Below are 24754 nucleotides of genomic sequence, written 5' to 3' on the forward strand. Positions count from 1 at the left end.
GCCGCGAAGGGCCATCCATGGCCCAGCGCGGCTATCCCGGCATCCATGCCGGGATGCCCACTGCGCAATGCCTGCGTTCGGCCAGCGTGGTTAACGGGGCGCCCGAGATCAACGTCCACCGCGAGGCGGCCTAGTAGCCGACCTGGCTCTCCCGGTCGTACACCCCACAGATCTGTGGGAACCATCAGATCTGTGGGAGCAAAGCTTGCTCGCGAGGCGGCCTGACAGCCGACCTGGTTCTCCCGGTCGTACACCTTATCAGATCTGTGGGAACCATCAGATCTGTGGGAGCAAAGCTTGCTCGCGAGGCGGCCTGACAGCCGACCTGGTTCTCCCGGTCGTACACCTCATCAGATCTGTGGGAGCAAAGCTTGCTCGCGAGGCGGCCTGACAGCCGACCTGATTCTCCCGGTCGTACACCTCATCAGATCTGTGGGAGCCATTAGATCTGTGGGAGCAAAGCTTGCTCGCGAGGCGGCCTGACAGCCGACCTGGCTCTCCCGGTCGTACCCMGATCCATTGTGGGAGCGAGCCTGCTCGCGATAGCGGTGGGTCAGCTTGCATGGATGTTGGATATGAAGGCCTCTTCGCGAGCAAGCTCGCTCCCACAGGTGATCTGTGATGTTCATGGGTTTTGTGTTCACTGCAGACCCCATGTGGGAGCGAGCTTGCTCGCGATGGCGGTGGGTCAGTCAATGAAGGTGTTGAATGTCAGTCCGCCTTCGCGAGCAAGCTCGCTCCCCCAGGTTTACGCCTTTAGTCAGCCGACCGTTCAAGCCAAAAGACCGCAGCCTCCGGAAGTACCTACATCGGATCAAATGTAGGTACTTCCAGAGGCTGCGGTCTTTCGTTTGCCGCGTGTTTCATTTGCTGCTGGTGATTTCTCCTGCCGAGTCCTGGTCAAAGAATTCCGGGATCGGGTAGTTGAAGCTGTTGAGCCAACGCTGCATGGCCATCTCGCGTTCGGCGGCCGAGGCGGTTTGCAGGTTGGTGGAGGCCACCACGCCGCGAATCTGCAGTTGCATCCAGCTCTCGGTGCCTTGCTGTGCGGGCGAAGAGGGGCCCGGGTCAATGGCCCAGGCGCTGCTGGAAAGGCTCACCATGCATGCAATCATCAATTGTTTGGTCATCATTTCTTGGACTCCTCGTAACGCTCTACTTGACCGCGCCAGTTGAGGCGTCGACAACCTCGGTCAGGCGGTTGGCTTGTGACGTCACGGCGTTAGCGGCCGAACCCCTGATTTTTTCCGCACGGGCTTGGGCATCTGCCACTTGTTGGGGGCTCAGCTTGGCCATGTTCGCGAGCTCGGCGGCCTGCTTCCAGTTGTCCTGGTAGATCAGCAGGGTCACCATGTTGAGCGCTGCCAGCGTGTCTGACTGCTGGAGCTCCATCGCGGTCATGAACTCGAAGCGGGCTTCTGAAATGCGTCGTTGGTTGAGGTAGACGACCCCCAGGTCGTTGCGAATCTTGCCTTCGGTCGGGGCCATTTTCGCTGCGCGTTCGAGGTATTGCGTAGCCGTCGCATTGTCATTTCTGGCAGCCGCCAACTGCCCAAGACCATGTTCACCGTCTGCGGCCAGGCATGTCCCGAGCAGGCTTTTGTACAACGGTTCGGCCTCGTTGCGACCCATCAGGCGCAGCACCCGAGCCTTGCGCAGGCGGACCTGGACCAAGTCATCGGGCAAGCGTTCGAGGTTCGCCAGGCTGGCGTACAAACGACCTTCGTTGGCCATGTCTTCGGCCATGTTCAGGGCCAGTTCCTGGTCGGATTCGGGCTTGGCGCACTGGGTCGAGCGTGAAGCCACTACGCCGTTGCTGGCACAGCCGGCGAGCATCAAGGTCGCCGCTATTGCGATCACTGCTTTCATTGAATGCCCCTTGGCAAGCCGTTGGACAATAGGTGCTTCGCACGTCTGGCGCCGGCTCATTGGGAAAGCCCGCTGCGGTTGTCGAACTCGCCATGTTCGAGGAAGTACATGCGGTAGAAATTCGGGTCGTAATTACGCAGTTGCTCGCCCGGCAACGTTGGCAGTTGCGCGTCGGCGGCCAACGGTTGGACCAGGTGCGGCGTGACGATCATCAGCAGCTCGCGCTCTTCGCGGTTGATGGAGTTGTCGCGAAAGAACGCGCCGAGAATCGGTATATCGCCCAGCCCCGGAAACTTGTTCACCTGGGAGCTGTTGCGGGTGCTGATCAGGCCGCTGATGACGAAGCTTTCGCCATCGGCCAAGGCGATGCTGGTGTCGGTACGACGCACCGTGAGTGCAGGCACCAGTGTCCCGGCGATGTTCACCGCGTTGGTGAAGTCCAGCTCACTGACTTCCGGCGCCACCTTCAGCGCGATGCGATTCTTGCCGATGACGGTGGGGGTCAGGGTCAGGCGAATACCGAATTCCTTGTACTCGATGGACACGTTGTCGCTGCCGGCACTGGGCACCGGGATCGGCACTTCGCCGCCAGCCAGGAAGCTCGCACTCTGACCGCTGAGGGCCACCAGGCTCGGCCGCGCCAGGGTATAGGCGAAACCACTGCCTTCCAGTGCGTTGATCATCAACAGCGTTTTACCGGTGGCAAAAGACAGGTTGAACATGTCGTTATTGACCGGCAATGAAGGCCGGACAATACCGCCGACGGTGGGCAAGGTCCTCGGCGAGCCGAACAGGAAGTTGCCACGGCTGCCAAAAATCGACGTCGAGGCTTCCTTGAGTTTGGTCCGGCTGACTTCAACGAAACGAATGTCGGTCTGTACCTGGGCAAGCAGCATCGGATCTTCGGACGGGATGCTCGCCGCGCCGGTCAGCGCCTCGGTGGCCCGGCCTTTGACAAAGACCATGCTCTGGCGCGGTATTTTCGAACAGTCGGTCCAGACCATCAGGCTGGTGGCGCCGGGCGCCAGGCCCGTGAGAATAAAGGCATCGTTGCCACTGGGCTGCACATCGGCAATTTTTGGGTCGCCGACGGCCAACTTCGTCACGGGGGCGAGGATGCGCAGTTCGCTCTGGAGCCCTTGGCCGACCTCGAAGGTTGCCGGCAAATTGTCCAGCTGCGAACAATTTGCCGCTGCGGCCTGGGCCGCATCCAAGCCAAGACCCATCCAGAACAGGCCATGAAGGAAATGTTTTAGAACGGGAGCAGTACGATGGGTCATGAAGTGATCCTCGATGAAGAGACCATCCCTAGGCTTAACTATTTGCCGCGGATCACTTAAGAGGCCCGGGCTACCCCTTTCCATCTAACCTGATCGTTCATTGGTTCCGGTTTCAGGCCGCGTCGCTTACCAGCAAACGGGCGCATTTCACCGGCCTGACTGAACGACAGGCTGCTTGCAAACAACGTTTCGGTACCCGGGGGATCCGGGATTTACGAAGGCAAAGACGGTGTCGATCAGGTCGCTTCAGGAGCGTTTTGCCGACCCTGTCATCGCTTCTGTTTGACGGTAGTTCAAGCATGGCAAAGCGCCACGCCTTAAATAAAAAAAATGACTAAAAAGTGACGGAAGGGAAAAACTCGCGCAAGCGGGCGTCAATAATCTGTCTTTTTGTGTTGTGAAGGGGATTTGCAGGAGCCAGACCTGACAGGGGGAGGCGAGGCCTGCGAGCCATTGCGGGTCGCAGGGGCTGGCGGATATCAGGCCACGTGGTAGTGCACTGACAGTGTTCCTTTCTTTTGCGAAAGCGAGGAGATGGTGACGGTTCCCAGTTCCTGCAGGTGCTGCACGTGAGTGCCGCCGCAACCGTAGGCGGCCAGCTCACCGAAACCGACTTCGCGCAGGCCCTCGCGCAACGTGATCAAGCGCGACAGGTCGTTGGCAATCCATTCGTCGATGCCTTGCTGGATGATCGAGATGTCCAGTTCCTGAGGATTTTCCCCTGGCTGGAACTGCACGCGGCTTTCACCGGGCCAATGATGGGCCTTGATCGGCGTCCAGCCACGGGTCTCGGCGAAATGGCCGATCAGATGCCCAGCCGAGTGCAGGCGCGCATTCAACTGTCGGCGCTGCGCATCCACGCGGATCGCAGCCGTGCCCAAGGCCACCGGGCGGTCGACGTAATGGACGATCTGTGGCCCTTCCTGGACCACGCGCAGCACCTGGCTTTCACCAATCCATCCGGTGTCGCAGGGCTGACCGCCACCCTGGGGATGGAACAGCGTGGCGTGCAGCACCACGGCAAATTCATGTTCCCGGGGGCTGCAATCCAGGACTTCCACGTTGGCCTTGAGGTCATCGCTATGGAAAAAGAGGCGAAGCGTCATGTGCCATACCCACATCAGAAATTGTGACGGGATTATAGGTAGGGCATAAAAGGGTGATAATCCGTTCAAATTTCAAAGGACTGTTGCGCCATGAGCACAAATCTACCATTGCCGTTGTTGGCCGAAATGGCCATCTTCGTCAAGGTCGTGGAGACCGGCAGTTTCTCCGAGGCGGCCCGCCAGTCAGGTTCATCACCATCGGCCATCAGCCGCAGTATTTCTCGCCTGGAGAAAGCCCTGGCGACCCGTTTGTTGCAACGTACCACCCGCAAGTTGCGTTTGAGCGATGGTGGGGAAGAGGTGTTCAAGCGCTGTCAGGAAATGGTCGCCGCCGCTCGGTCGGTGATGGAAATCAGCGGGCAGTTCACCCAGGAGGCTGAAGGCCGCATCCGCGTCAGCGTACCCAAGGCGGTGGGGCGTTTCGTGATTCATCCGCACATGCCCGAATTCTTGCGTCGTTATCCGAAGGTCGATGTGGAGCTGTTCCTGGAGGATCGGCAGGTTGACCTGATCGACGATCATGTCGACCTGGCCATCCGGATTACCGATCAACCTCCGGTCGGGCTGGTGGGGCGTCAGTTGCTGACCATTGATCACCTGCTCTGCGCCACGCCGCAATACCTGGCCGAACACGGTACGCCTACGCATCCTCACGACTTGTTGGAACACAGCTGCATTTACCTGGGGGCAACCCCGAACGACGCGCGCTGGAAATTCAAGAAAGGCAGCAAGTCCGTCACCGTCGGCGTGCATGGGCGCTACGCGGCCAATCACACGGGCGTGCGGTTGGGGGCCGTCTTGCAGCACATCGGCATTGGCAGCCTGCCGTACTTCACCGCCCGTCATGCCTTGGAGCAAGGCTTGATCGTGCAGGTATTGGCCGACTGGACGTTCCTGGCTTCCTACCACGGTGGCTTGTGGTTGCTGCATTCACCGACTCGTTACCTACCGCCCAAGCTGCGGGTGTTCATTGATTATCTGGTGGCGTGCCTGGAGAAGGAACCGACCTTGAGCACGGTGGGCGGCGGGAGTGGCCCCAGCCAGGTCGCGACGGGTTATGAGTTGCCGGAGAGTGATGGGTTGTTTTGACCGGCCTCATCGCGAGCAAGCTCGCTCCCACAGAAGCCGCTGCGTACATGAGTTTTATGATCAACCACAAACCAGTGGGGAGCTTGCTCGCGATGGCGGGGTGTCAGTCAACATGGATTTTGTTGACCAGGTACATATCCGTTGCTGCGGTAACGGCTACTTAGGGTTCCGCCCTTACGGCGGCTCACTTTTTTCAGGCGCCAAAAAAGTAAGCAAAAAAGGCTTGCCCCACCACTCGGTGCCTCGCCTAGGCTCGGCATTCCTGAACGAAGGCATTGCTCCGTGGGCCCGCCGCGAAGGGCCATCCATGGCCCAGCGCGGCTATCCCGGCATCCATGCCGGGTTGCCCACTCCACAATGCCTGCGTTCGGCCATCGTGGTTAACGAGGCCTCCAGATCAAAAGCAAAAGCGAGGCGGCCTGATAGCCGACCTGGCTCTTGCGGTCGTACACCCTTCCGATCTGTGGGAGCAAAGCTTGCTCGCGAGGCGGCCTGGCAGCCGACCAGGCTCTCTCAGTCGTACACCGATCCAACTGTGGGAGCGAGCTTGCTCGCGATGAGGCCCGTCCAGGCAACACACTTTGGCAAGGCAAAAAAAAGCCCGCCGGGTTAACCGTGCGGGCCTTTGCATGACGGATCGCAATCAGTGCTTGCTGTCCTGCTCCGACATCGCCAGCAATTGCTTTTCCTGGTTCCAGTCGAAAGGCTCGTCGTTTTGCTCGGCTTCGAAACGACGCTCCTCCAGGGCCTGGTACAGGGCGATTTCTTCGTCGGGCATGTAGTGCAGGCAGTCGCCGGCGAAGTACCAGAGCAGGTCGCGAGGCACCAGGTGGGCGATTTGTGGATAACGGACGATCACTTGGCACAGGAGATCCTGGCCCAGGTACTGGCTTTCGATCGGGTCGACGGGCAGTTGCGCGCGCAACTCGTCGAAGCGCTCCAGAAACAGGGCGTGGCTTTCTTCGGGCACCTGTTCGGCCTCACCCACGGCGACCAGGATGCTGCGCAAGTGGTCAAGCAAGACAAGGTGATCGGCAACGACATTGGACACGAGATAAGTCCTCAAGAGCAAAACGGGCGCAGGAGTATAAAGCCCTTGCGCCGGCTTTTACAGGTGAAGAGCTATAGGTCACGAGCGTAGCCTGTCGTCAGGATCAACGGACCTTGTCCTGCGCCAGCGTCAACTCCTCCTTATCGAAGTCATCCACATCGATGACCTTGCGCCGCGCCGCCTCGGCCGCGCGCAAGGTCTGCGCTTCACCGGCTTGCAGCACACCCGCTTCCAGGGCTGCGTCGATGAGTGGTTCGCCCGGCGCGGGGTTGAGCTGACCCTGCTTGAGCGCCACGTGCAGTTTCTTGTGCAGCGGATGGGCGGCGGCCAGCAGGTCGGCGGCGTGTTGCAGGGCGCCCACCGGATCATCGGCGGATTGTGGGCGATAGCAGCCCTGCAGCAACTCTTCGAGGGTCGGGTCACCCTTGGGCCGACCAATGACCGCCGCCACCTCGGCGTCGAGCCTGTCGCTCGGGCCCTTGTGACGACGACCGAAGGGGAACACCACCAGGCGCAACAGGCAGCCCAGCACCCGGTTCGGAAAGTTGCTCAGCAGTTCATCCAGCGCACGCTCCGACTGGCCCAGGCTTTCCTCCATGGCCCAGGTGAACAGCGGTGTCATGTGGTCCGGCGAGTCCAGGTCGTGATAGCGCTTGAGCGCTGCGGACGCCAGGTACAGGTTGCTCAATACGTCGCCCAGGCGGGCCGACAAGCGTTCCCGGCGTTTGAGTTCACCCCCCAGCAGCATCATGCTCAGGTCCGCCAGCAGGGCGAACGCCGCAGCCTGCCGGTTGAGGGCGCGGAAATAACCCTGGCTCAAGGCATTGCCGGGAGCCTTCTCGAAATGCCCCAGGCCGAGGTTGAGCACCAGGGTGCTGGCGGCGTTGCTCACGGCAAAACCAATGTGCTTGAGCAGCAAGGCGTCGAACTCGACCAGCGCCTGGTCCTTGTCTTCACGGCTTGCCAGGGCCATTTCCTTGAGTACGAACGGATGGCAGCGAATGGCGCCCTGGCCAAAGATCATCAGGTTGCGCGACAGGATGTTCGCGCCTTCGACCGTGATGAAGATCGGCGCACCTTGCCAACTGCGACCCAGGTAATTGTTCGGGCCCATGATGATGCCCTTGCCGCCATGCACGTCCATGGCGTGGCTGATGCACTCGCGGCCGCGTTCGGTCAGGTGGTACTTGAGAATGGCCGACAGCACCGAAGGCTTTTCCCCCAGGTCCACGGCGTTGGCGGTCAGCATGCGCGCAGCATCCATCATCCAGGCGTTGCCACCGATGCGCGCCATGGCTTCCTGGATACCTTCGAACGCCGACAACGGTACGTTGAACTGTTCGCGCACCTGGGCGTACTGGCCCGTCACCAGGCTGGTGAACTTCGCCGCACCGGTGCCCACCGCCGGCAGGGAAATCGAGCGCCCGACCGACAGGCAGTTCATCAGCATCATCCAGCCCTTGCCGAGCATGTCCTGGCCGCCAATGAGGAAGTCCAGCGGGATGAACACGTCCTTGCCCCAGTTCGGCCCGTTCATGAACGCGGCGCCAAGGGGCAGGTGACGGCGGCCGATATGCACGCCAGGGGTGTCGGTGGGAATCAAGGCGAGGCTGATGCCCAGGTCTTCTTCCTCACCCAGCAGGTGGTCGGGGTCATACGCCTTGAAGGCCAGGCCCAGGAGGGTGGCTACCGGACCGAGGGTGATGTAGCGCTTTTCCCAGTTCAGGCGCAGGCCCAATGTTTCCTGGCCTTCCCATTCACCCTTGCAGATGATGCCGGTGTCGGGCATCGCCCCGGCGTCGGAACCGGCCAGCGGCCCGGTCAGGGCGAAGCAGGGAATATCGTCGCCACGGGCCAGTCGCGGCAGGTAATGGTCGCGTTGCTCATCAGTGCCGTAGTGCAACAGCAGTTCTGCCGGGCCAAGGGAGTTGGGGACCATCACGGTGGAGGCCAGGTCGCCGCTGCGCGTGGCCAGTTTCATTGCCACCTGGGAATGGGCGTAGGCAGAAAAGCCTTTGCCGCCGTATTCCTTGGGAATGATCAACGCGAAGAACCCGTGCTCCTTTATATGAGCCCAGGCTTCAGGCGGCAGGTCCATGGCCTGGCCGATCTGCCAGTCGCTGACCATTGCGCAGAGGGCTTCGGTGGGGCCGTCGAGGAACGCCTGCTCCTCCTCGGTCAGTTGCACCTTGGGGTAGGCCAGCAGCAAGTCCCAGTCCGGGCGGCCGCTGAACAGTTCGCCGTCCCACCACACCGTGCCGGCGTCGATGGCGTCGCGCTCGGTCTCGGACATGGGCGGCAGGGTTTTCTGGAACCACTCGAACATCGGTGCACTGAAGTATTTGCGGCGCAGGTCCGGTAGCAGCAGCGGGGCGGCGACAGCCGCGAGTACCACCCAGAGGATCAGCAGCAGCCAGCCGGGCGCATGGCTGAAAATGCCCATGGCCAACAGATAGACCGCGACGATACCCAGCGCGGGCAGCGGGTCGGTGCGCCGATGCGCCAGCCAGGCGATCCCGACGACCAGGACCAGTATCCACAACAACAGCATATGTAATCCTCCGTGAACCAAGGCAAAACCGACCTTCAGAGCTTAGACGGCATCTGCAAAACCGGCGGTCAGCGCGATGTGATTGATTTCGTGGGAAACCCTGGGTGCATTGCGCCAGTCTGGTTGGCAACAGCCGTGGGAAATCGTTCGTTAACAAGGTGAGAAAACGCCATTGTTTGGCCGGAATGCCGTTATCGTTGGCTGAGGGCTGTGGATAAACTCGAGGCAAGCGGTGATGTTTCTCCAGAGGCCTTCCTTTTATGCAGCAATACCTGAACCCCGGCCCCTTCATCGACAGCGATCACCTCGCGGTCATCGACTTCGCCGAAACCCACCGCGGCACCGACCGCGACCCGCTGGCCCAGGCGGTCAGCCTGTATTACGCCGTGCGCGAGGCAGTGCGCTACAACCCCTACACTTTCAGTCGCGACCCGGCGACCCTGCGCGGCAGTTACGCGCTGGCTGTCGGCGAAAGCTATTGTGTGCCCAAGGCCACCTTGCTGGCCGGCTGCGCCCGGCATTGCGGCATCCCGGCGCGCATCGGCCTGGCGGATGTCCGCAATCACTTGTCCACACCGCGCTTGCTGGAATTGCTCAGGAGCGACGTGTTCGCCATGCACGGTTATACCGAGCTGTACCTGAACGACCGCTGGGTCAAGGCAACGCCGGCATTCAACCAGGGGCTGTGCGAGTTGTTCGACGTGGCCCCGCTGGAATTCGACGGTCGCCACGACAGCGTGTTCCACCCGTTCAATCGGCAAGGGGCAAAGCTGATGGAGTACATCACTGACCACGGCCAGTTCGTCGATGTGCCCGAAGCGTTCTTCTTCGAACACCTGGAGAAATGCTACCCGCACCTGTTCGGCGCGCAGGTGCCGCGCTTGCTCGGCGACCTGCAGGGCGATTTGAGTCGCGCCTGATCCGGCGTATGCTGCTGCGGCATTTATCCATCGAGGACGCCGTGATGCTGAAGATATGGGGCCGGAAAAATTCATCGAATGTGCGCAAGGCGTTGTGGTGCGCAGAAGAGTTGGGGCTGGCCTACGAGGCCATTGATGCGGGCGGGGCATTCGGTGTGGTGGACACGCCCGAGTACCGTGCGAAAAACCCCAATGGCCGGGTGCCGATGATCGAAGACGACGGCTTCGTGCTCTGGGAATCCAACACCATCGTGCGTTACCTGGCTGCTCGCCATGCGTCGGGTTCGGCCTGGTATCCCGCTGACGTACAGGCACGTGCCCAGGCTGAAAAATGGATGGACTGGACCACCTCCAGTTTTGCCGCACCGTTTCGCACGGTGTTCTGGGGCGTCTTGCGCACCCCGGCCGAGCAACAGGACTGGGCGGCCATCGACGCGGCGATCAAAGAGTGCGACGGCTTGCTGGCGATGGTCGAGCAGACCTTGAGTGAGCAGCCCTACCTGTCGGGTGCTGAAATCGGCATGGGCGACATTCCCCTGGGCAGTTTCATTTATGCCTGGTTCGAGATGCCCATCCAGCGCGCCGAGCTACCTGGCGTGCAGGCCTGGTACGCGCGGTTGCAGGAGCGTGCGGCCTACCGCAAGGCTGTCATGACCGCGTTGACTTAATACTTACTATCGACACACTTGACTGTACTTGTGCGGCGACGCCAAGCACCATTGCCTTCGTGCGCCGTGGTTGCATTGCTCGCCGCCCGCCCTTATCTATTCTTTTCCTCCCTCCCTTCTTGGTGCGTAATCCGATATGAGTTCCGCTCTGTCCATCCGGCAGCTAACCAAAACCTACGGCAACGGTTTCCAGGCCTTGAGTGGTATCGATCTGGACGTCGCCGAAGGTGACTTTTTCGCCTTGCTCGGCCCCAACGGTGCCGGCAAATCCACCACCATCGGTATTCTTTCCACGTTGGTGAACAAGACCAGCGGCACGGTGAATATCTTCGGCCATGACCTGGACCGCGAGCCTGCCGCCCTCAAGCGCTGCATTGGCGTGGTGCCCCAGGAATTCAACTTCAACCAGTTCGAAAAGACCTTCGACATCGTCGTGACCCAAGCCGGTTACTACGGCATCCCGCCGAAGATCGCCAACGAGCGCGCCGAGCAGTACCTGACCCAGCTGGGCCTGTGGGATAAGCGCGACGTGCCGTCCCGTTCATTGTCCGGCGGCATGAAGCGTCGCCTGATGATCGCCCGCGCGCTGGTGCATGAGCCGCGTCTGCTGATCCTCGACGAACCGACTGCCGGCGTGGACATCGAACTGCGTCGTTCGATGTGGACCTTCCTCACCGAGCTGAACCAGAAAGGCATCACCATCATCCTCACCACCCATTACCTGGAAGAGGCTGAGCAGTTGTGCCGCAACATTGGCATCATCGACCACGGCACCATCGTCGAGAACACCAGCATGCGCCAGTTGCTCAGTCAACTGCATGTGGAAACCTTCCTGCTGGACCTGAAAAACGACCTGGCGACGGTACCCCAGCTCATGGGTTATCCGGCCCGCCTGGTAGACAGCCACACCCTGGAAGTCCAGGTGGACAAGGCCGTGGGGATCACCGGGCTGTTCGCCCAACTGGCCCTGCAGAACATTGAAGTGCAGAGCCTGCGCAACAAAACCAATCGCCTCGAGGAGTTGTTCGTGTCCCTGGTGGAGAAAAATCTGGCGAAGGTGGCGGTATGAGCATGAGTTCCGAATTGCGCCCCAACCTCATCGCCCTCAATACCATCGTTTACCGTGAGGTTCGGCGTTTCATGCGGATCTGGCCGCAGACGCTGCTGCCGCCCGCCATCACCATGGTCTTGTACTTCGTGATCTTCGGTAACCTGATCGGCCGGCAGATCGGCGATATGGGCGGCTTCACGTACATGGACTACATCGTGCCGGGGCTGATCATGATGTCGGTGATCACCAACTCCTACGGCAACGTGGTGTCGAGTTTCTTCGGCAGCAAGTTCCAGCGTTCGATCGAAGAACTGATGGTCTCGCCGGTGTCCCCCCATACGATCCTCATCGGCTACACCCTGGGCGGTGTGCTGCGCGGCCTGGCGGTGGGTCTGATCGTGACCCTGCTGTCGTTGTTCTTCACCCATTTGCAGGTGCATCACCTGGGGGTGACGGTATTGGTGGTGGTGCTTACGGCCACGATCTTTTCGCTGCTGGGTTTCATCAATGCCGTGTTTGCGCGCAACTTCGATGACATCTCCATCATCCCGACGTTCGTGCTCACGCCGCTGACCTACCTGGGCGGGGTGTTCTACTCGATTTCCCTGCTGCCGCCGTTCTGGCAGACCGTGTCCTTGGCCAACCCGGTGCTGCACATGGTCAACGCCTTTCGCTATGGCATTCTCGGGGTGTCGGACATCAAGATCAGCATCGCCATTACCTTCATGCTGGTGGCGACCTTGGTGCTTTACATCGGTTGCGCGCGGTTGCTGGTCAGCGGGCGCGGGATGCGTACCTGACCCCATCCCCCTGTGGGAGCGAGCTTGCTCGCGATGGCGTCAGTACGAACTCCACAAAAAAAGGCCTCCATTCCCAGGAGGCCTTTTTGCATTTCACATCCGGCTTTTCTTGCGCCGCTTCCACTGTCGGGCCACCCACCAGCGCCAGTAACTCATGGTGACGAAGTAGGCGAGGGCGCCGAGTACCAGGCCGGTCACAACCGAGCCGAGCAGGAACGGCTGCCACAAGGTGGACAACTGGCCGCTGATCCATTCCCAGGTCAGCTCTTCGGGTAGCGTCCGGGCGGGCACGTCCATCAGCCAGGCGCCGGTCTGGTAAGTGCAGAAGAACACCGCCGGCATGGTGATCGGATTGGTCAGCCACACCAGGCTCACCGCAATCGGCATGTTGCCGCGCACCGTGATGGCCAGTGCGGCGGCCAGCAACATTTGCAACGGGATCGGCAAGAAGGCGGCAAACAGGCCAACAGCCATCGCCCGGGCGACCGAGTGCCGATTGAGGTGCCAAAGGTTGGGATCGTGCAGCAGGGTGCCGAGAAAACGTAAGGATTTATGTTCCCGAATGCTCTCTGGGTCTGGCATGTAACGTTTGAAAAGGCGCCGGGGCATAAGGCTTCTCGGTCGGTTCAACGCAGTAAGGCCGCAAGTATGTCCGGATTCTACGGCTGACAGATTCAGACTTTGTGACAATTGATAACGCCAGCGGTGCCGTAGACCGTCTATGCCTGAAGAGGGCACTCTCAAGGACGGGTTATGCGCACAGGGTTAGTCGCGCTTGCACTGGGGCTGTTGGCCCCGATTTTTTTGCCGGCACTGCCGCCGTTGTGGCTGATTGCAGCCATGCCGGTGCTGGCGCTGATGGCGTTGCCGTTTCGAACCTATCCGCTGGGTTTTTTCCTGTTCGGGCTGGCCTGGGCCTGCCTGTCGGCGCAGTTTGCGCTGGACGACCGGTTACCCATCGCGCTCGACGGCGAAACCCGCTGGGTCGAGGGGCGAGTGGTCGGTTTGCCGCAACAGGGCGAAGGCGTGGTGCGCTTCGAACTGGCCGATGTCCATTCACGCCGTAGCCGTCTACCGACGGCGATGCGCCTCGCCTGGTTCGGTGGGCCGCCGGTCAACAGCGGCGAACGATGGCGATTGGCGGTGAAGCTCAAGCGGCCCAGTGGGCTGCTGAACCCGCACGGTTTCGACTATGCCGCCTGGTTGTTGAGCCGCGGCATCGGCGCGACTGGTACGATCAAGGATGGCCATCTCCTGCAAGCGGCCCGGGGGGCCTGGCGCGATGAGGTGCGCCAGGCCCTGGCACAGGTCGATGCCCACGGCCGCTCCGGTGCGCTGGCGGCACTGGTCCTGGGCGACGGCGGCGGGTTGAGTCGCGAGGATTGGCAGGTCCTGCAAGACACCGGCACCGTCCACTTGCTGGTGATCTCCGGGCAACACATCGGCCTGCTTGCCGGCCTGGTGTACCTGTTGGTGGCCGGTGCGGCGCGTTATGGCCTGTGGCCGGTGGGTCTGGCCTGGTTGCCTTGGGCCTGTGGGCTGGCCTTCTGTGCCGCCCTGGGCTACGGCTTGCTCGCCGGCTTCGAGGTGCCGGTGCGGCGGGCCTGCGCGATGATCGGCCTGGTGTTGCTGTGGCGCTTGCGTTTCAAACAGCCAGATCCGTGGTGGGCATGGCTGCTGGCCTTCGTCGGGGTGCTGGTGTTCGACCCGCTTGCCAGCTTGCGGCCGGGGTTCTGGTTGTCGTTTGCAGCCGTGGCCATATTGATGTTCACCTTTGGCGCTCGCCTGGGGCCCTGGCGCTGGTGGCAAACCTGGACCCGTGCCCAGTGGCTGGTTGCGCTTGGCCTGTGTCCGTTGTTGTTGATCGTGGGCTTGCCGGTCAGCCTCAGCGGGCCGTTGGTGAACTTGCTGGCGGTGCCCTGGATCAGCCTGTTGGTATTGCCGCCAGCGCTGCTTGGCACGGCATTGTTGCCGGTGCCGTTCATGGGCGAAGGCCTGCTGTGGATCGCCGGCGGGCTGCTCGATCTGCTGTTCAAGGGGCTGACGCTGGTTGCCGGACGAATGCCAGCCTGGGTTCCTGCCGCGGTTCCGCCTTGGGCCTTGGGTATCGCCGCCTTCGGTGCTTTTTTGCTGCTGTTGCCCAAAGGTGTGCCGCTACGCGTACTGGGGTGGCCGATGGTGTTGCTGATGGTTTTTCCACCGCAAGAACACCTGCCGCAAGGGCACGCCGAGATCTGGCAGTTGGACGTGGGCCAAGGGCTGGCGGTGCTGGTGCGGACCCGGCGGCACAGCCTGCTTTACGACGCCGGGCCGCGCTTTGGCGAGGCTGACGCGGGCGAGCGGGTCGTACTGCCGACCTTGCGCAAACTGGGTGTGCGCCGCTTGGACCTGATGTTGCTAAGCCATGCCGACGCCGATCACGCTGGCGGTGCCCGCGCCGTGCGCAATGGGCTGCCGACGATGGAGGTGATCAGCGGCGATCCCGACGCGCTGCCCGCCGAGCTGCTGGCCGGGCCTTGCGACAGTGGCAGACGCTGGGAATGGGACGGGGTCAGGTTCGAGCTGTGGCGGTGGGCCTCTGCTGTCGAGAGCAACCAGAAGTCCTGCGTCTTGCTGGTGGAGGCCGGCGGTGAACGCCTGCTCCTGACCGGCGATATCGACACCCCGGCCGAGCGCGCCTTGCTCGACGAGGTCCTGGCGGTGCCGATCCAGTGGCTGGCCGCGCCGCATCACGGCAGCCGCAGTTCGTCGTCGATGGCGTTGCTGTCGCGTCTCCAGCCGCATTCGGTATTGATCTCCCGAGGGCAGGGCAACGCGTTCGGCCACCCTCATCCCCAGGTGATGGCTCGGTATCGACGCTCGGGCCTGGCGGTCTACGACAGCGCCGAGCAGGGCGCCATTCGTCTGCAACTGGGCGCTTTCGAACTGCCGCGCACCGAGGCCGGGCATCGCCGCTACTGGCGTGATCCGCCAGCCGTCGGGCCAGCGGGGCAATATTGATCCAGCGCAATCGGCTGATGCGCTTATCGGTGGGGCGGGTCTGCAAGGCGAGTCTGTGTGATAAAGTGGCGCACTTTTTCGAGGGGGCAGTCACTGTGTGGGAATTGGTCAAATCCGGCGGCTGGATGATGTTGCCGATCATTCTGAGTTCCATCGTGGCACTGGGTATCGTTGCCGAACGCCTGTGGACCCTGCGGGCCAGCCGCGTGACCCCGGAGCATCTGCTCGGGCAGGTCTGGGTCTGGATCAAGGACAAGCAGCTGAACAAGGACAAGCTCAAGGAGCTGCGAGCCAGTTCGCCCTTGGGGGAAGTCCTCGCCGCCGGCCTGGCGAACTCCAAGCATGGTCGCGAGATCATGAAGGAGTGCATCGAGGAGGCTGCCGCGCGGGTCATCCATGAGCTGGAACGCTACATCAATACCCTGGGCACCATCGCCGCCATGTCCCCGCTGCTGGGCCTGCTGGGTACGGTGCTGGGCATGATCGACATCTTCAGTGCGTTTACCGGCTCCGGCATGACCACTAACGCCGCAGTACTGGCGGGGGGTATTTCCAAGGCTTTGATCACCACCGCCGCCGGCCTGATGGTGGGTATTCCGGCCGTGTTCTTCCATCGGTTCCTGCAACGCCGCGTCGACGAGTTGGTGGTCGGCATGGAGCAGGAAGCGATCAAGCTGGTCGAGGTGGTGCAAGGTGACCGTGACGTGGACCTGGCTGGGGGCAAGAAGTGAAATTCCGCCGCAAGCCACGGGAAAACATCGAGATCAACCTCGCGTCGCTGATCGACGTGGTGTTCATCCTGCTGCTGTTTTTCGTCGTGACCACTACGTTCACCCGGGAAACCCAGCTCAAGGTTGAATTGCCGCAGGCCATCAGCGGCTCGCCGGCCGAAGACCAGCAACTGAAGAACCTGGATATCACCATCAGCGCCGAAGGGGCGTTCTCGGTGAACAACCAATTGCTGCCCAAGAGCGACCTGGCGAGCCTGATCGATGCCTTGCAGAAAGAGTCTGGCGGCGACACCAGCCTGCCGCTATCCATCAGCGCCGACGGCAAGACCCCTCATCAATCAGTGATCACTGCCATGGACGCGGCCGGCAAGCTCGGTTTCAGCCATCTGCGCATGACCACGGTCGAGGCGGCCCCCGCACCCTGATGGCCATGTCCGATCGATTGCTTGCCGCGTGGTATGAAGGTCACCCGGCGCTGACCTTGCTACGGCCGCTGGAGTGGTTGTACCGCCGGGTGGTGGTGGGCAAGCGCGAGCGTTTCCTGGCGGGTGAAGGCCAGATCTACCAGCCTCCCGTGCCGTTGGTCGTGGTCGGCAATATCACGGTTGGCGGCACCGGCAAGACGCCGTTGATCCTGTGGATGATCCAGCACTGCCAGCGCAGTGGCCTGCGGGTCGGGGTGGTCAGCCGGGGTTACGGCGCCAAGCCGCCGCAACTGCCTTGGCGGGTAACGGCCGAGCAGGGCGCCGACGTCGCGGGTGATGAACCGCTGTTGATCGTCCAGCGCACCGGTGTGCCGTTGATGATCGACCCTGATCGCAGTCGCGCGATCCAGGCGCTGCTGGAGGCCGAGCCGCTGGACCTGATCCTGTCCGACGACGGCATGCAGCATTATCGGATGGCCCGCGACCTCGAGCTGGTGTTGATCGACAACGCCCGTGGCCTGGGCAACCGCCGTTGCCTGCCTGCAGGGCCATTGCGCGAGCCGGTCGAGCGTCTGCAATCGGTCGACGCCGTGCTGTACAACGGCGCCAGTGCCGACCGCGAAGACGGTTTCGCCTTCCAATTACGCCCCACCGCGCTGGTGAACCTGGCCAGCGGCGAGCGGTGCTCCCTTGAGCATTTTCCACCCGGCCAGGCCCTGCATGCCGTGGCCGGAATCGGCAATCCCCAGCGTTTCTTCAAGACCCTCGAAACGCTACACTGGCGGCCAATACCGCATGGGTTTGCCGACCACGCCGAATACAACGCCCAGGCCTTGAATTTCACGCCATCGCTGCCGGTGGTCATGACGGAAAAGGACGCAGTCAAATGCCGTGCCTTCGCCGCACCCGACTGGTGGTACCTGGCGGTAGACGCCGCGCCGTCGCCGGCCTTCGCGGCCTGGTTCGATACGCAGTTGATGCGCCTGTTGCCGGATCGGCTTTTGCCTTAAAACCTTTTATCCAGGGGAATTCCATGGACACCAAATTGCTCGATATTCTGGCCTGCCCGATCTGCAAAGGCCCGCTCAAGCTCAGCGCCGACAAGACCGAGCTGATCAGCAAGGGTGCCGGCCTGGCTTACCCGATTCGCGACGGCATCCCGGTGATGCTCGAAAGCGAAGCTCGCACCCTGACCACCGACGAGCGCCTGGATAAATGACCGCAGCCTTTACCGTTGTCATTCCGTCGCGTTTCGCTTCGACGCGCCTGCCCGGCAAGCCGTTGCTGTCGATTGCTGGCAAGCCGATGATCCAGCATGTCTGGGAGCAGGCCTGCAAAAGCAGCGCCCAGCGTGTGGTGGTGGCGACTGACGATGCGCGCATCGTCGAGGCCTGCAAAGGCTTTGGCGCCGAAGTCGTGCTGACTCGTGAAGACCATAATTCCGGCACTGACCGCCTGGCTGAGGTCGCGGCGAAACTCGGTCTTGCCGCCGACGCTATCGTGGTCAATGTGCAAGGTGACGAGCCGTTGATCCCGCCGAGCGTGATCGATCAGGTCGCCGCCAACCTCGCGGCCCACACCGAGGCGCGCATGGCCACCCTGGCCGAGCCTATCGAGGATGTGCAGACCCTGTTCAACCCCAACGTGGTCAAGGTGGTCAGTGACCTCAATGGCCTGGCGTTGACCTTCAGCCGCGCGACGTTGCCCTGGGCGCGGGACGCATTCGCCCAAAGCCGTGACGTGATGCCGGAAGGCGTGCCATACCGCCGCCACATCGGCATCTATGCCTACCGCGCCGGCTTCCTCCAGGACTTCGTCGCCTGGGGCCCGTGCTGGCTGGAAAACACTGAAGCCCTGGAACAGCTGCGGGCCCTGTGGCACGGCGTGCGGATCCACGTCGCCGATGCGCTGATCGCCCCGCCGACCGGTGTCGACACCTCCGAAGACCTCGAGCGCGTTCGTCGCCTGCTGGAGGCTTGATGCGGGTCCTGTTTGTCTGCCTCGGCAACATCTGCCGCTCGCCCACCGCCGAAGGTATCCTGCGCCACAAGTTGCGTGAGGCCGGGCTGGCCGGGCAGGTGGAAGTCGCTTCCGCCGGCACCGGTGACTGGCACGTCGGCAAGGCCCCGGACAAGCGCAGCCAGGCGGCGGCCCTGAAGCGTGGCTACGACTTGTCGGCCCAGCGTGCGCAACAGGTGACCCGCGCTGATTTCGCTGCCTATGACCTGATCCTGGCGATGGACAGCAGCAACCTGCGCAACCTCAAGGCCCTGCAACCGGCCAATGGCAGGGCCGAGCTGGACCTGTTCCTGCGGCGCTACGAAGCCGAGCTCGACGATGTGCCGGACCCGTACTACGACGGCGAACAAGGCTTCGAGCAAGTGCTGGACTTGATCGAACGCGCTACTGATCGCCTGGTGATCGAATTGAAGGGGCGGTTATGACCTTGCAGGTTCGGGCGGGCGTCAGCCTCAAGCCCTTCAACAGTTTCGGTGTGGACGTCACTGCCCGGTTGTTCGCCGAAGCCCGTAGCGATGGTGATGTTCGCGAGGCGTTGGCTTATGCCACCGAACATGCCGTGCCATTGTTGGTAATCGGCGGCGGCAGCAACCTGCTGCTGACCGGCGACATCGACGCGCTGGTGCTGCGCATGGCCAGCCACGGTATTCGCCTGCTCAGCGATGACGGCGAATGCGTAGTGGTCGAAGCCGAAGCAGGGGAGCCGTGGCACCCGTTCGTCCAGCACACGCTGGCGCAGGGCTGGTCCGGGTTGGAGAACCTCAGCCTGATCCCCGGCACTGTGGGCGCGGCACCGATGCAAAACATCGGCGCCTACGGTGTGGAGATCAAGGACGTCTTCGCCGGCCTCACCGCACTGGATCGCCAGACCGGTGAACTGCGCGATTTCAGCCTTGAAGACGGTCGGTTCGCTTATCGCGACAGCCTGTTCAAACAGCAAGCGGGTCGCTGGTTGATCCTACGGGTGCGCTTCGCCCTCAGCCGCGCCGCACACTTGCATCTGGAGTACGGTCCGGTTCGCCAGCGGTTGACCGAGCAGGGCATCGAGCAGGCGACACCCACCGATGTGAGCCGGGCCATTTGCAGCATCCGCAGCGAGAAACTCCCGGACCCGGCCGTGCTGGGCAATGCCGGCAGCTTCTTCAAGAACCCGCTGGTGCCGGCCGCGCACGTAGCACACCTCAAGCTGCAATACCCTGACCTGGTGGCTTATCCACAGCCTGAAGGGCAGATGAAAATCGCTGCCGGCTGGCTGATCGAGCGCGCCGGCTGGAAGGGCTTTCGCGAAGGTGATGCCGGGGTGCACAAGTTGCAGGCGTTGGTGCTGGTCAACTACGGCAACGCCACGGGCCCGCAACTTCTGGACCTGGCCCTGCGCATCCAGAAAGACATTGCCGAGCGTTTCCAGGTCGAGCTGGAAATGGAACCCAATCGGTACTGAGCGACTTTCACGCAAGCGTCTGAAAAAACGCCCTGCACACCCTGCACACAAGCATTTGTGCAGGATTGTGCAGGGCGTTTTGCGTGATCCTGGGTTAATTTAGCTTCCTAACGATGCGACCATTGCATCCTAAAGGCCCGATGCAGACGCCTGCGTGCGCCGGCATAAGAGAGCCCGATCAGCCTGAGCCAGTCTGCGACAACCGAACCGTCAACCCGGCGGCAGATTGCTCGACCCCATAACTCGATCACTATGCGGGCGTGCCCATGATTACCCTGAAACTCAATGGAAAAGACCATCAACTGGATGTGACCGAGGACATGCCGCTGCTGTGGGCTATCCGGGATGTGGCCGGTTACAACGGCACCAAATTCGGCTGCGGCATGGGCCTGTGTGGCGCCTGCACCATCCACATCGACGGCGCCCCGGCGCGCAGTTGCATTACGCCAATCGGTTCTGTGAATGGGCAAAATGTCAGCACCATCGACGAACTTCATGTCGATCCGGTTGGGCAAATCGTCCAGAAGGCCTGGCTCGACACGGCGGTGGCCCAGTGCGGTTACTGCCAGGGCGGGCAGATCATGTCGGCGACCGCCTTGCTCAAGACCAACCCCAACCCGAGTGATGAGCAGATCGAAGAAGCCATGGTCGGCAACATCTGCCGTTGCGGCACCTACAACCGGATCAAGACCGCGATCCGCCAGGCCTCCACTCACCTGAAGGAGGCCAAGGCATGAGCCGCTTGCCCAATGATTTTGTCCTGAGCAACCTCAGCCGTCGCGGCTTCCTCAAAGGCGCGAGTGCCACCGGTGTGCTGGTGCTGGCGGCCACGTGGGGCCTGCCGGAGGCCTTTGCCGAGGAAAAGAAATTCGGTGCCGAGGGCATGCCCCATGGCGCGGTCGACGACCCGAAGGTGTACGTCAGCATTGCCGCCGATGGCAGCGTGACCGTGATCTGCAACCGTTCGGAAATGGGCCAGGGTGTGCGCACCAGCCTGAGCATGGTCGTGGCCGATGAGCTGGAGGCCGACTGGGCGCGTGTGAAGGTGCAACAGGCGCCGGCCGATGAGGCGCGCTTCGGCAACCAGGACACCGACGGCTCGCGCAGCATGCGTCATTGGTACGAGCCGATGCGCCGTTGCGGTGCCGCTGCGCGGACCATGCTGGAACTGGCCGCCGCTGCGCAGTGGAAGGTGCCAGTGAGTGAATGCCATGCCCAACTGCACAAAGTGCTGCACCAGCCTTCGGGGCGTGAACTGGGCTATGGCGAATTGGCCGCTGCTGCCAGTGCCTTGCCGGTACCGGGGCGTGACAGCCTGCGCCTCAAGTCGCCATCGGAGTTCCGCTACATCGGCAAGGAGGCGAGCCGGGCCATCGATGGCGCGGACATCGTCAATGGCCGTGCTGTGTTTGGTGCTGATGTGCATTTCGACGGCATGCTCTATGCCGTCATCGCGCGTCCGCCGGTCTATGGTGGCAAGGTCAAGAGCGTGGACAGCAGCGCGGCGCTGAAAGTACCGGGTGTGGTCAAGGTGGTGCAGATCGAAGGGCGCCCGCTGCCCTCGGAATTCCAGCCGTTGGGCGGCGTGGCGGTGGTGGCGAAGAACACCTGGGCGGCGATCAAGGGCCGCGAAGCACTGAAAATCCAATGGGACGACGGCCCGAATGCCGGTTATGACTCCATTGCCTATCGCAAGGAGTTGGAAGCGGCGGCCCTCAAGCCCGGAAAAGTCGTGCGCAGCAGCGGCGATCTCGACGACGCGCTGGCCAAGGCTGATTCGACGTTGGAAGCATCGTATTACCTGCCGCACCTGTCCCAATCACCGATGGAACCGATGGTTGCCGTTGCCCGCTTCAAGGACGGCCAATGCGAGGCCTGGGCACCGAGCCAGGCCCCGCAGGTAACCCGTGAACGTGTCGCTGAACGCCTGGGCATTCCTTTCGAGAAGGTCACGGTGAACATTACGCTGCTGGGCGGCGGTTTCGGACGCAAGTCCAAACCCGACTTTGTCGTCGAAGCGGCGGTGCTCGCCAAGGAGTTTCCTGGCCAGGCCGTACGGGTGCAGTGGACCCGCGAGGACGACATCCATCACTCGTATTTCCACACCGTGTCGGCCGAATACCTCAAGGCCGGCCTGAACCAGGACGGTATGCCGTCCGGCTGGTTGCACCGCACCGTAGCGCCGAGCATCACCGCACTGTTTGCGCCGGGCATGACCCACGAGGCGCCGTTCGAAATAGGCATGGGCGTGACCAACATGGCCTACGCCATCCCGAACCTGCGCCTGGAGAATCCCGAAGCGGTGGCCCATGCCCGGGTGGGTTGGTATCGCTCGGTGTCGAACATCCCCCATGGTTTCGCGATCCAGAGTTTCATCGACGAATTGGCCCACAAGGCCGGCCAGGATCCGCTGAAGTACCAGGTCAAATTGCTCGGGCCGGACCGTAAGATTGATCCGCGTACCTTGAGCGAAGAATGGAACTATGGCGAATCCCCCGAGCGTTATCCGATTGATACCGCGCGGATTCGCACGGTGCTGGAAACCGCTGCCAAGGCCGCCGGTTGGGGGCGGGAGCTGCCCAAGGGCCGTGGCCTGGGGTTGGCGGTGCACTACAGCTTCGTCACTTACGTGGCGGCGGTGATCGAAGTGGAGGTCAAGGACGACGGCACGGTGATCGTGCACAAGGCGGACATCGCCGTGGATTGCGGTCCGCAGATCAACCCAGAGCGCATCCGTTCCCAGTTCGAGGGCGCCTGCGTCATGGGCCTGGGCAATGCCATGGTAGGCGAAATCAGCTTCAAGGACGGCAAGGTGCAGCAGGACAATTTCCATATGTACGAAGTGGCGCGCATGTCCCTGGCGCCCAAGGAAGTGGCGGTGCATCTGGTCACGCCGCCGGGTGAGGTGCCGTTGGGCGGTGTCGGCGAGCCGGGCGTGCCGCCGATTGCGCCTGCGCTGTGCAACGCGATTTTCGCCGCCACTGGCAAGCGTATTCGTAGCCTGCCTGTGCGCTATCAGCTGCAGGGCTGGCAGCAGGCGAAGGCCTGATGGACAGCGTTGATCTGAACGTCCTGCGCAGCGTGCTCGAGTGGCGCCGCGCCGGGCAGCGGGTGGTGCTGTTCACTGTGGTCCAGACCTGGGGCACAGCGCCAAGGCCGCCGGGGGCGATGCTGGCCCTGCGCGAAGATGGCGTGGTGATTGGTTCGGTGTCGGGCGGTTGTGTCGAGGATGACCTGATCGCCCGGCTGCACGACGGTCGCATTCCGGCGGACGGTCCGCCGGTGCAACTGATCACCTATGGCGTCACCCGCGAAGAAGCGGCGCGCTTCGGCCTGCCGTGCGGCGGCACCCTGCGCCTGACCGAAGAGCGGGTGGGCGATCCACACTGGGTTGCGCAATTGCTGGAACGTTGCGAAGCCCATGAGATTGTTGCCCGTGAGCTGACGGTGACCAGCGGCAACGTGGTCCTGACCCCCGCCAGCAAGACCGACGCCCTGGTGTTCGATGGGCAGGTCCTGCGGGCCATATACGGTCCACGTTGGCGGCTGCTGCTGATCGGCGCCGGGCAACTGTCGCGCTACGTGGCGGAAATGGCCCGGTTGCTGGATTTCGAAGTGTTGATCTGCGATCCGCGCAAGGAGTTTGTCTACGGTTGGGAAGAGCAGCATGGCCGCTTCGTCTCGGGGATGCCCGACGAAGCGGTGCTGAGCATCCAGACCGACGAGCGCACCGCCATTGTGGCCTTGACCCATGACCCACGCCTGGACGACATGGCGCTGCTCACGGCCCTGGACTCCAGGGCTTTTTATGTCGGTGCCCTGGGCTCGCGAGTCAACAGCCAGAAGCGCCGGGATAACCTGGCTCAGCTAGGCTTGTCAGCAGAGGCCATTGAACGCTTGCATGGACCCATCGGCTTGCACATTGGCAGCCACACCCCGGCGGAAATCGCGTTGTCGCTGCTGGCCGAAATCGTGGCCATCAAGAATGGCGTTGAACTGCGGCAGAAAAAGTCGCTGTAAGCCGTGGGCGAGGAGGGCGTATGAGTGAGTCGATTGGCGTGATCATTCTGGCGGCCGGATCGGGCAGCCGTTTCCGCCGTATTGCAGGTCCGGACAAGGATAAATTGCTGGCTGATTGCACAGGGCGTGACGGTGCCGTGCGGTCGGTGATCGAGCAGGTGCTGGTGAATCTGCCTGCCTCCCTGGAAAAGCGCGTGCTGGTGACGAGCAGGGACCGGCCGCAAGCCATTCGCATGGCCCAGGCCTATGGCTGCGATTTCGTGGAACTGGACTCGCCCGGCCTGGGCGACAGCATTGCCGTAGGCGTCCAGGCCTGCCCGGACCTTGATGGCTGGCTGATGGTGTTGGGCGACATGCCCTTCATCCTGCCGTCGAGCATCGAACAGGTGGTGGCGGGGATCCGTGCGGACGGCATCAGCGTGCCGGTCCTTGCAGGGGAATACGGGCATCCGGTGGGATTCGGTCGTGGGTTTGGGCCGAAACTGATGGCATTGACCGGGGATCGCGGCGCTAAGGTACTGTTTGCCGGGGCGCAGGTAGTCGAAGTACCCGTGGATGACCCGGGCGTGACGTGGGATGTCGATGTGCCTGAGGCTCTAACCTTCAAATAACAGACGACGCAGAACCCTGTGGCAGCGAGCTGGCATTCAACACTGATGCAAGCTGACCCGGCGCCTTCGCGAGCAAGCCCGCTCCCACACTGGATCTTCAGCGGGCATAAAACTTGTGCCCG

24 protein-coding genes are annotated in these 24754 nt (G+C 62.3%); 17 read left to right on the top strand and 7 right to left on the bottom strand.

What is annotated here, in order from left to right; translation table 11 throughout:
- Positions 1-863 precede the first annotated feature (863 nt).
- The 4 genes from AB4Z20_RS21255 to AB4Z20_RS21270 all read right to left on the bottom strand — a co-directional run bounded on the left by AB4Z20_RS21255 (position 864) and on the right by AB4Z20_RS21270 (position 4255).
- A complete protein-coding gene (locus AB4Z20_RS21255; protein WP_013694011.1) occupies positions 864-1133 on the bottom strand; it encodes a DUF3613 domain-containing protein in 270 nt (89 codons plus the stop codon).
- A 22-nt stretch (positions 1134-1155) separates the two neighbouring features.
- Positions 1156-1869 carry a tetratricopeptide repeat protein gene (locus AB4Z20_RS21260; RefSeq protein ID WP_214509698.1) on the bottom strand — a complete coding sequence of 238 codons (714 nt, stop codon included), beginning with the start codon at positions 1867-1869 and terminating at the stop codon, positions 1156-1158.
- Between the two features lie 56 nt (positions 1870-1925).
- Positions 1926-3149 carry a type II and III secretion system protein family protein gene (locus AB4Z20_RS21265; protein WP_253476892.1) on the bottom strand — a complete coding sequence of 408 codons (1224 nt, stop codon included), beginning with the start codon at positions 3147-3149 and terminating at the stop codon, positions 1926-1928.
- Between the two features lie 479 nt (positions 3150-3628).
- Complete coding sequence (locus AB4Z20_RS21270; protein ID WP_253476889.1) at positions 3629-4255, bottom strand: alanyl-tRNA editing protein; 627 nt, start codon at positions 4253-4255, stop codon at positions 3629-3631.
- Positions 4256-4345: 90 nt separating this feature from the next.
- Between AB4Z20_RS21270 and AB4Z20_RS21275 the strand changes: the two genes are divergently transcribed.
- The gene (locus tag AB4Z20_RS21275; protein ID WP_253476886.1) at positions 4346-5344 is read left to right on the top strand and encodes a LysR family transcriptional regulator; all 999 of its coding nucleotides are present in this window, start codon (positions 4346-4348) and stop codon (positions 5342-5344) included.
- Positions 5345-5987: 643 nt separating this feature from the next.
- Here AB4Z20_RS21275 and AB4Z20_RS21280 read toward each other — a convergent pair.
- Together AB4Z20_RS21280 and AB4Z20_RS21285 are read right to left on the bottom strand one after the other, a co-directional pair.
- A complete protein-coding gene (locus AB4Z20_RS21280; RefSeq protein WP_018604120.1) occupies positions 5988-6395 on the bottom strand; it encodes a PA2817 family protein in 408 nt (135 codons plus the stop codon).
- A 103-nt stretch (positions 6396-6498) separates the two neighbouring features.
- Complete coding sequence (locus AB4Z20_RS21285; RefSeq protein WP_442090541.1) at positions 6499-8946, bottom strand: acyl-CoA dehydrogenase; 2448 nt, start codon at positions 8944-8946, stop codon at positions 6499-6501.
- 260 nt (positions 8947-9206) lie between these two features.
- On the opposite strand from AB4Z20_RS21285, the gene AB4Z20_RS21290 reads away from it, so the two are divergent.
- The 4 genes from AB4Z20_RS21290 to AB4Z20_RS21305 all read left to right on the top strand — a co-directional run bounded on the left by AB4Z20_RS21290 (position 9207) and on the right by AB4Z20_RS21305 (position 12385).
- Positions 9207-9866 carry a transglutaminase-like domain-containing protein gene (locus AB4Z20_RS21290; protein WP_442090542.1) on the top strand — a complete coding sequence of 220 codons (660 nt, stop codon included), beginning with the start codon at positions 9207-9209 and terminating at the stop codon, positions 9864-9866.
- A gap of 44 nt (positions 9867-9910) precedes the next feature.
- Positions 9911-10534: a glutathione S-transferase family protein gene (locus tag AB4Z20_RS21295; RefSeq protein ID WP_320389267.1), complete on the top strand. Its 624-nt coding sequence runs from the start codon at positions 9911-9913 to the stop codon at positions 10532-10534.
- A gap of 136 nt (positions 10535-10670) precedes the next feature.
- The gene (locus AB4Z20_RS21300; protein ID WP_442090543.1) at positions 10671-11603 is read left to right on the top strand and encodes an ABC transporter ATP-binding protein; all 933 of its coding nucleotides are present in this window, start codon (positions 10671-10673) and stop codon (positions 11601-11603) included.
- A gap of 2 nt (positions 11604-11605) precedes the next feature.
- Complete coding sequence (locus AB4Z20_RS21305; RefSeq protein WP_003204300.1) at positions 11606-12385, top strand: ABC transporter permease; 780 nt, start codon at positions 11606-11608, stop codon at positions 12383-12385.
- Between the two features lie 93 nt (positions 12386-12478).
- Here AB4Z20_RS21305 and AB4Z20_RS21310 read toward each other — a convergent pair whose 3' ends face one another.
- Entirely contained in the window at positions 12479-12994 is a 516-nt protein-coding gene (locus tag AB4Z20_RS21310; protein ID WP_003204298.1) for a DUF2062 domain-containing protein, read from the bottom strand.
- 144 nt (positions 12995-13138) lie between these two features.
- Between AB4Z20_RS21310 and AB4Z20_RS21315 the strand changes: the two genes are divergently transcribed.
- The 12 genes from AB4Z20_RS21315 to AB4Z20_RS21370 all read left to right on the top strand — a co-directional run bounded on the left by AB4Z20_RS21315 (position 13139) and on the right by AB4Z20_RS21370 (position 24632).
- Positions 13139-15385 (top strand): DNA internalization-related competence protein ComEC/Rec2, encoded by a 2247-nt coding sequence (locus tag AB4Z20_RS21315; protein ID WP_442090544.1) that lies wholly within the window; start codon positions 13139-13141, stop codon positions 15383-15385.
- A 95-nt stretch (positions 15386-15480) separates the two neighbouring features.
- Complete coding sequence (locus AB4Z20_RS21320) at positions 15481-16116, top strand: MotA/TolQ/ExbB proton channel family protein (RefSeq protein ID WP_170845976.1); 636 nt, start codon at positions 15481-15483, stop codon at positions 16114-16116.
- Entirely contained in the window at positions 16113-16541 is a 429-nt protein-coding gene (locus AB4Z20_RS21325) for an ExbD/TolR family protein (RefSeq protein WP_214509707.1), read from the top strand. The genes AB4Z20_RS21320 and AB4Z20_RS21325 overlap by 4 nt, the downstream gene beginning before the upstream one ends.
- Positions 16541-17551 carry a tetraacyldisaccharide 4'-kinase gene (gene lpxK, locus AB4Z20_RS21330; RefSeq protein WP_442090545.1) on the top strand — a complete coding sequence of 337 codons (1011 nt, stop codon included), beginning with the start codon at positions 16541-16543 and terminating at the stop codon, positions 17549-17551. The genes AB4Z20_RS21325 and lpxK overlap by 1 nt, the downstream gene beginning before the upstream one ends.
- A gap of 23 nt (positions 17552-17574) precedes the next feature.
- A complete protein-coding gene (locus AB4Z20_RS21335; RefSeq protein WP_003174668.1) occupies positions 17575-17760 on the top strand; it encodes a Trm112 family protein in 186 nt (61 codons plus the stop codon).
- Positions 17757-18521 (top strand): 3-deoxy-manno-octulosonate cytidylyltransferase, encoded by a 765-nt coding sequence (gene kdsB, locus AB4Z20_RS21340; RefSeq protein ID WP_442090546.1) that lies wholly within the window; start codon positions 17757-17759, stop codon positions 18519-18521. The genes AB4Z20_RS21335 and kdsB overlap by 4 nt, the downstream gene beginning before the upstream one ends.
- Complete coding sequence (locus AB4Z20_RS21345; protein ID WP_014339516.1) at positions 18521-18985, top strand: low molecular weight protein-tyrosine-phosphatase; 465 nt, start codon at positions 18521-18523, stop codon at positions 18983-18985. The genes kdsB and AB4Z20_RS21345 overlap by 1 nt, the downstream gene beginning before the upstream one ends.
- A complete protein-coding gene (gene murB, locus AB4Z20_RS21350; RefSeq protein ID WP_442090547.1) occupies positions 18982-20001 on the top strand; it encodes a UDP-N-acetylmuramate dehydrogenase in 1020 nt (339 codons plus the stop codon). The genes AB4Z20_RS21345 and murB overlap by 4 nt, the downstream gene beginning before the upstream one ends.
- A 266-nt stretch (positions 20002-20267) precedes the next feature.
- Positions 20268-20738: a (2Fe-2S)-binding protein gene (locus AB4Z20_RS21355; protein WP_003204280.1), complete on the top strand. Its 471-nt coding sequence runs from the start codon at positions 20268-20270 to the stop codon at positions 20736-20738.
- Positions 20735-23050: a molybdopterin cofactor-binding domain-containing protein gene (locus AB4Z20_RS21360; RefSeq protein WP_442090548.1), complete on the top strand. Its 2316-nt coding sequence runs from the start codon at positions 20735-20737 to the stop codon at positions 23048-23050. The genes AB4Z20_RS21355 and AB4Z20_RS21360 overlap by 4 nt, the downstream gene beginning before the upstream one ends.
- The gene (locus tag AB4Z20_RS21365; RefSeq protein ID WP_253476861.1) at positions 23050-24021 is read left to right on the top strand and encodes an XdhC family protein; all 972 of its coding nucleotides are present in this window, start codon (positions 23050-23052) and stop codon (positions 24019-24021) included. Before AB4Z20_RS21360 ends, AB4Z20_RS21365 begins: the two co-directional genes overlap by 1 nt.
- A gap of 20 nt (positions 24022-24041) precedes the next feature.
- Entirely contained in the window at positions 24042-24632 is a 591-nt protein-coding gene (locus AB4Z20_RS21370) for a nucleotidyltransferase family protein (protein WP_442090549.1), read from the top strand.
- Positions 24633-24754 lie beyond the last annotated feature (122 nt).

It is taken from the genome of Pseudomonas sp. KB_12, assembly GCF_052114545.1.
Lineage (GTDB): Bacteria > Pseudomonadota > Gammaproteobacteria > Pseudomonadales > Pseudomonadaceae > Aquipseudomonas > Aquipseudomonas brassicacearum.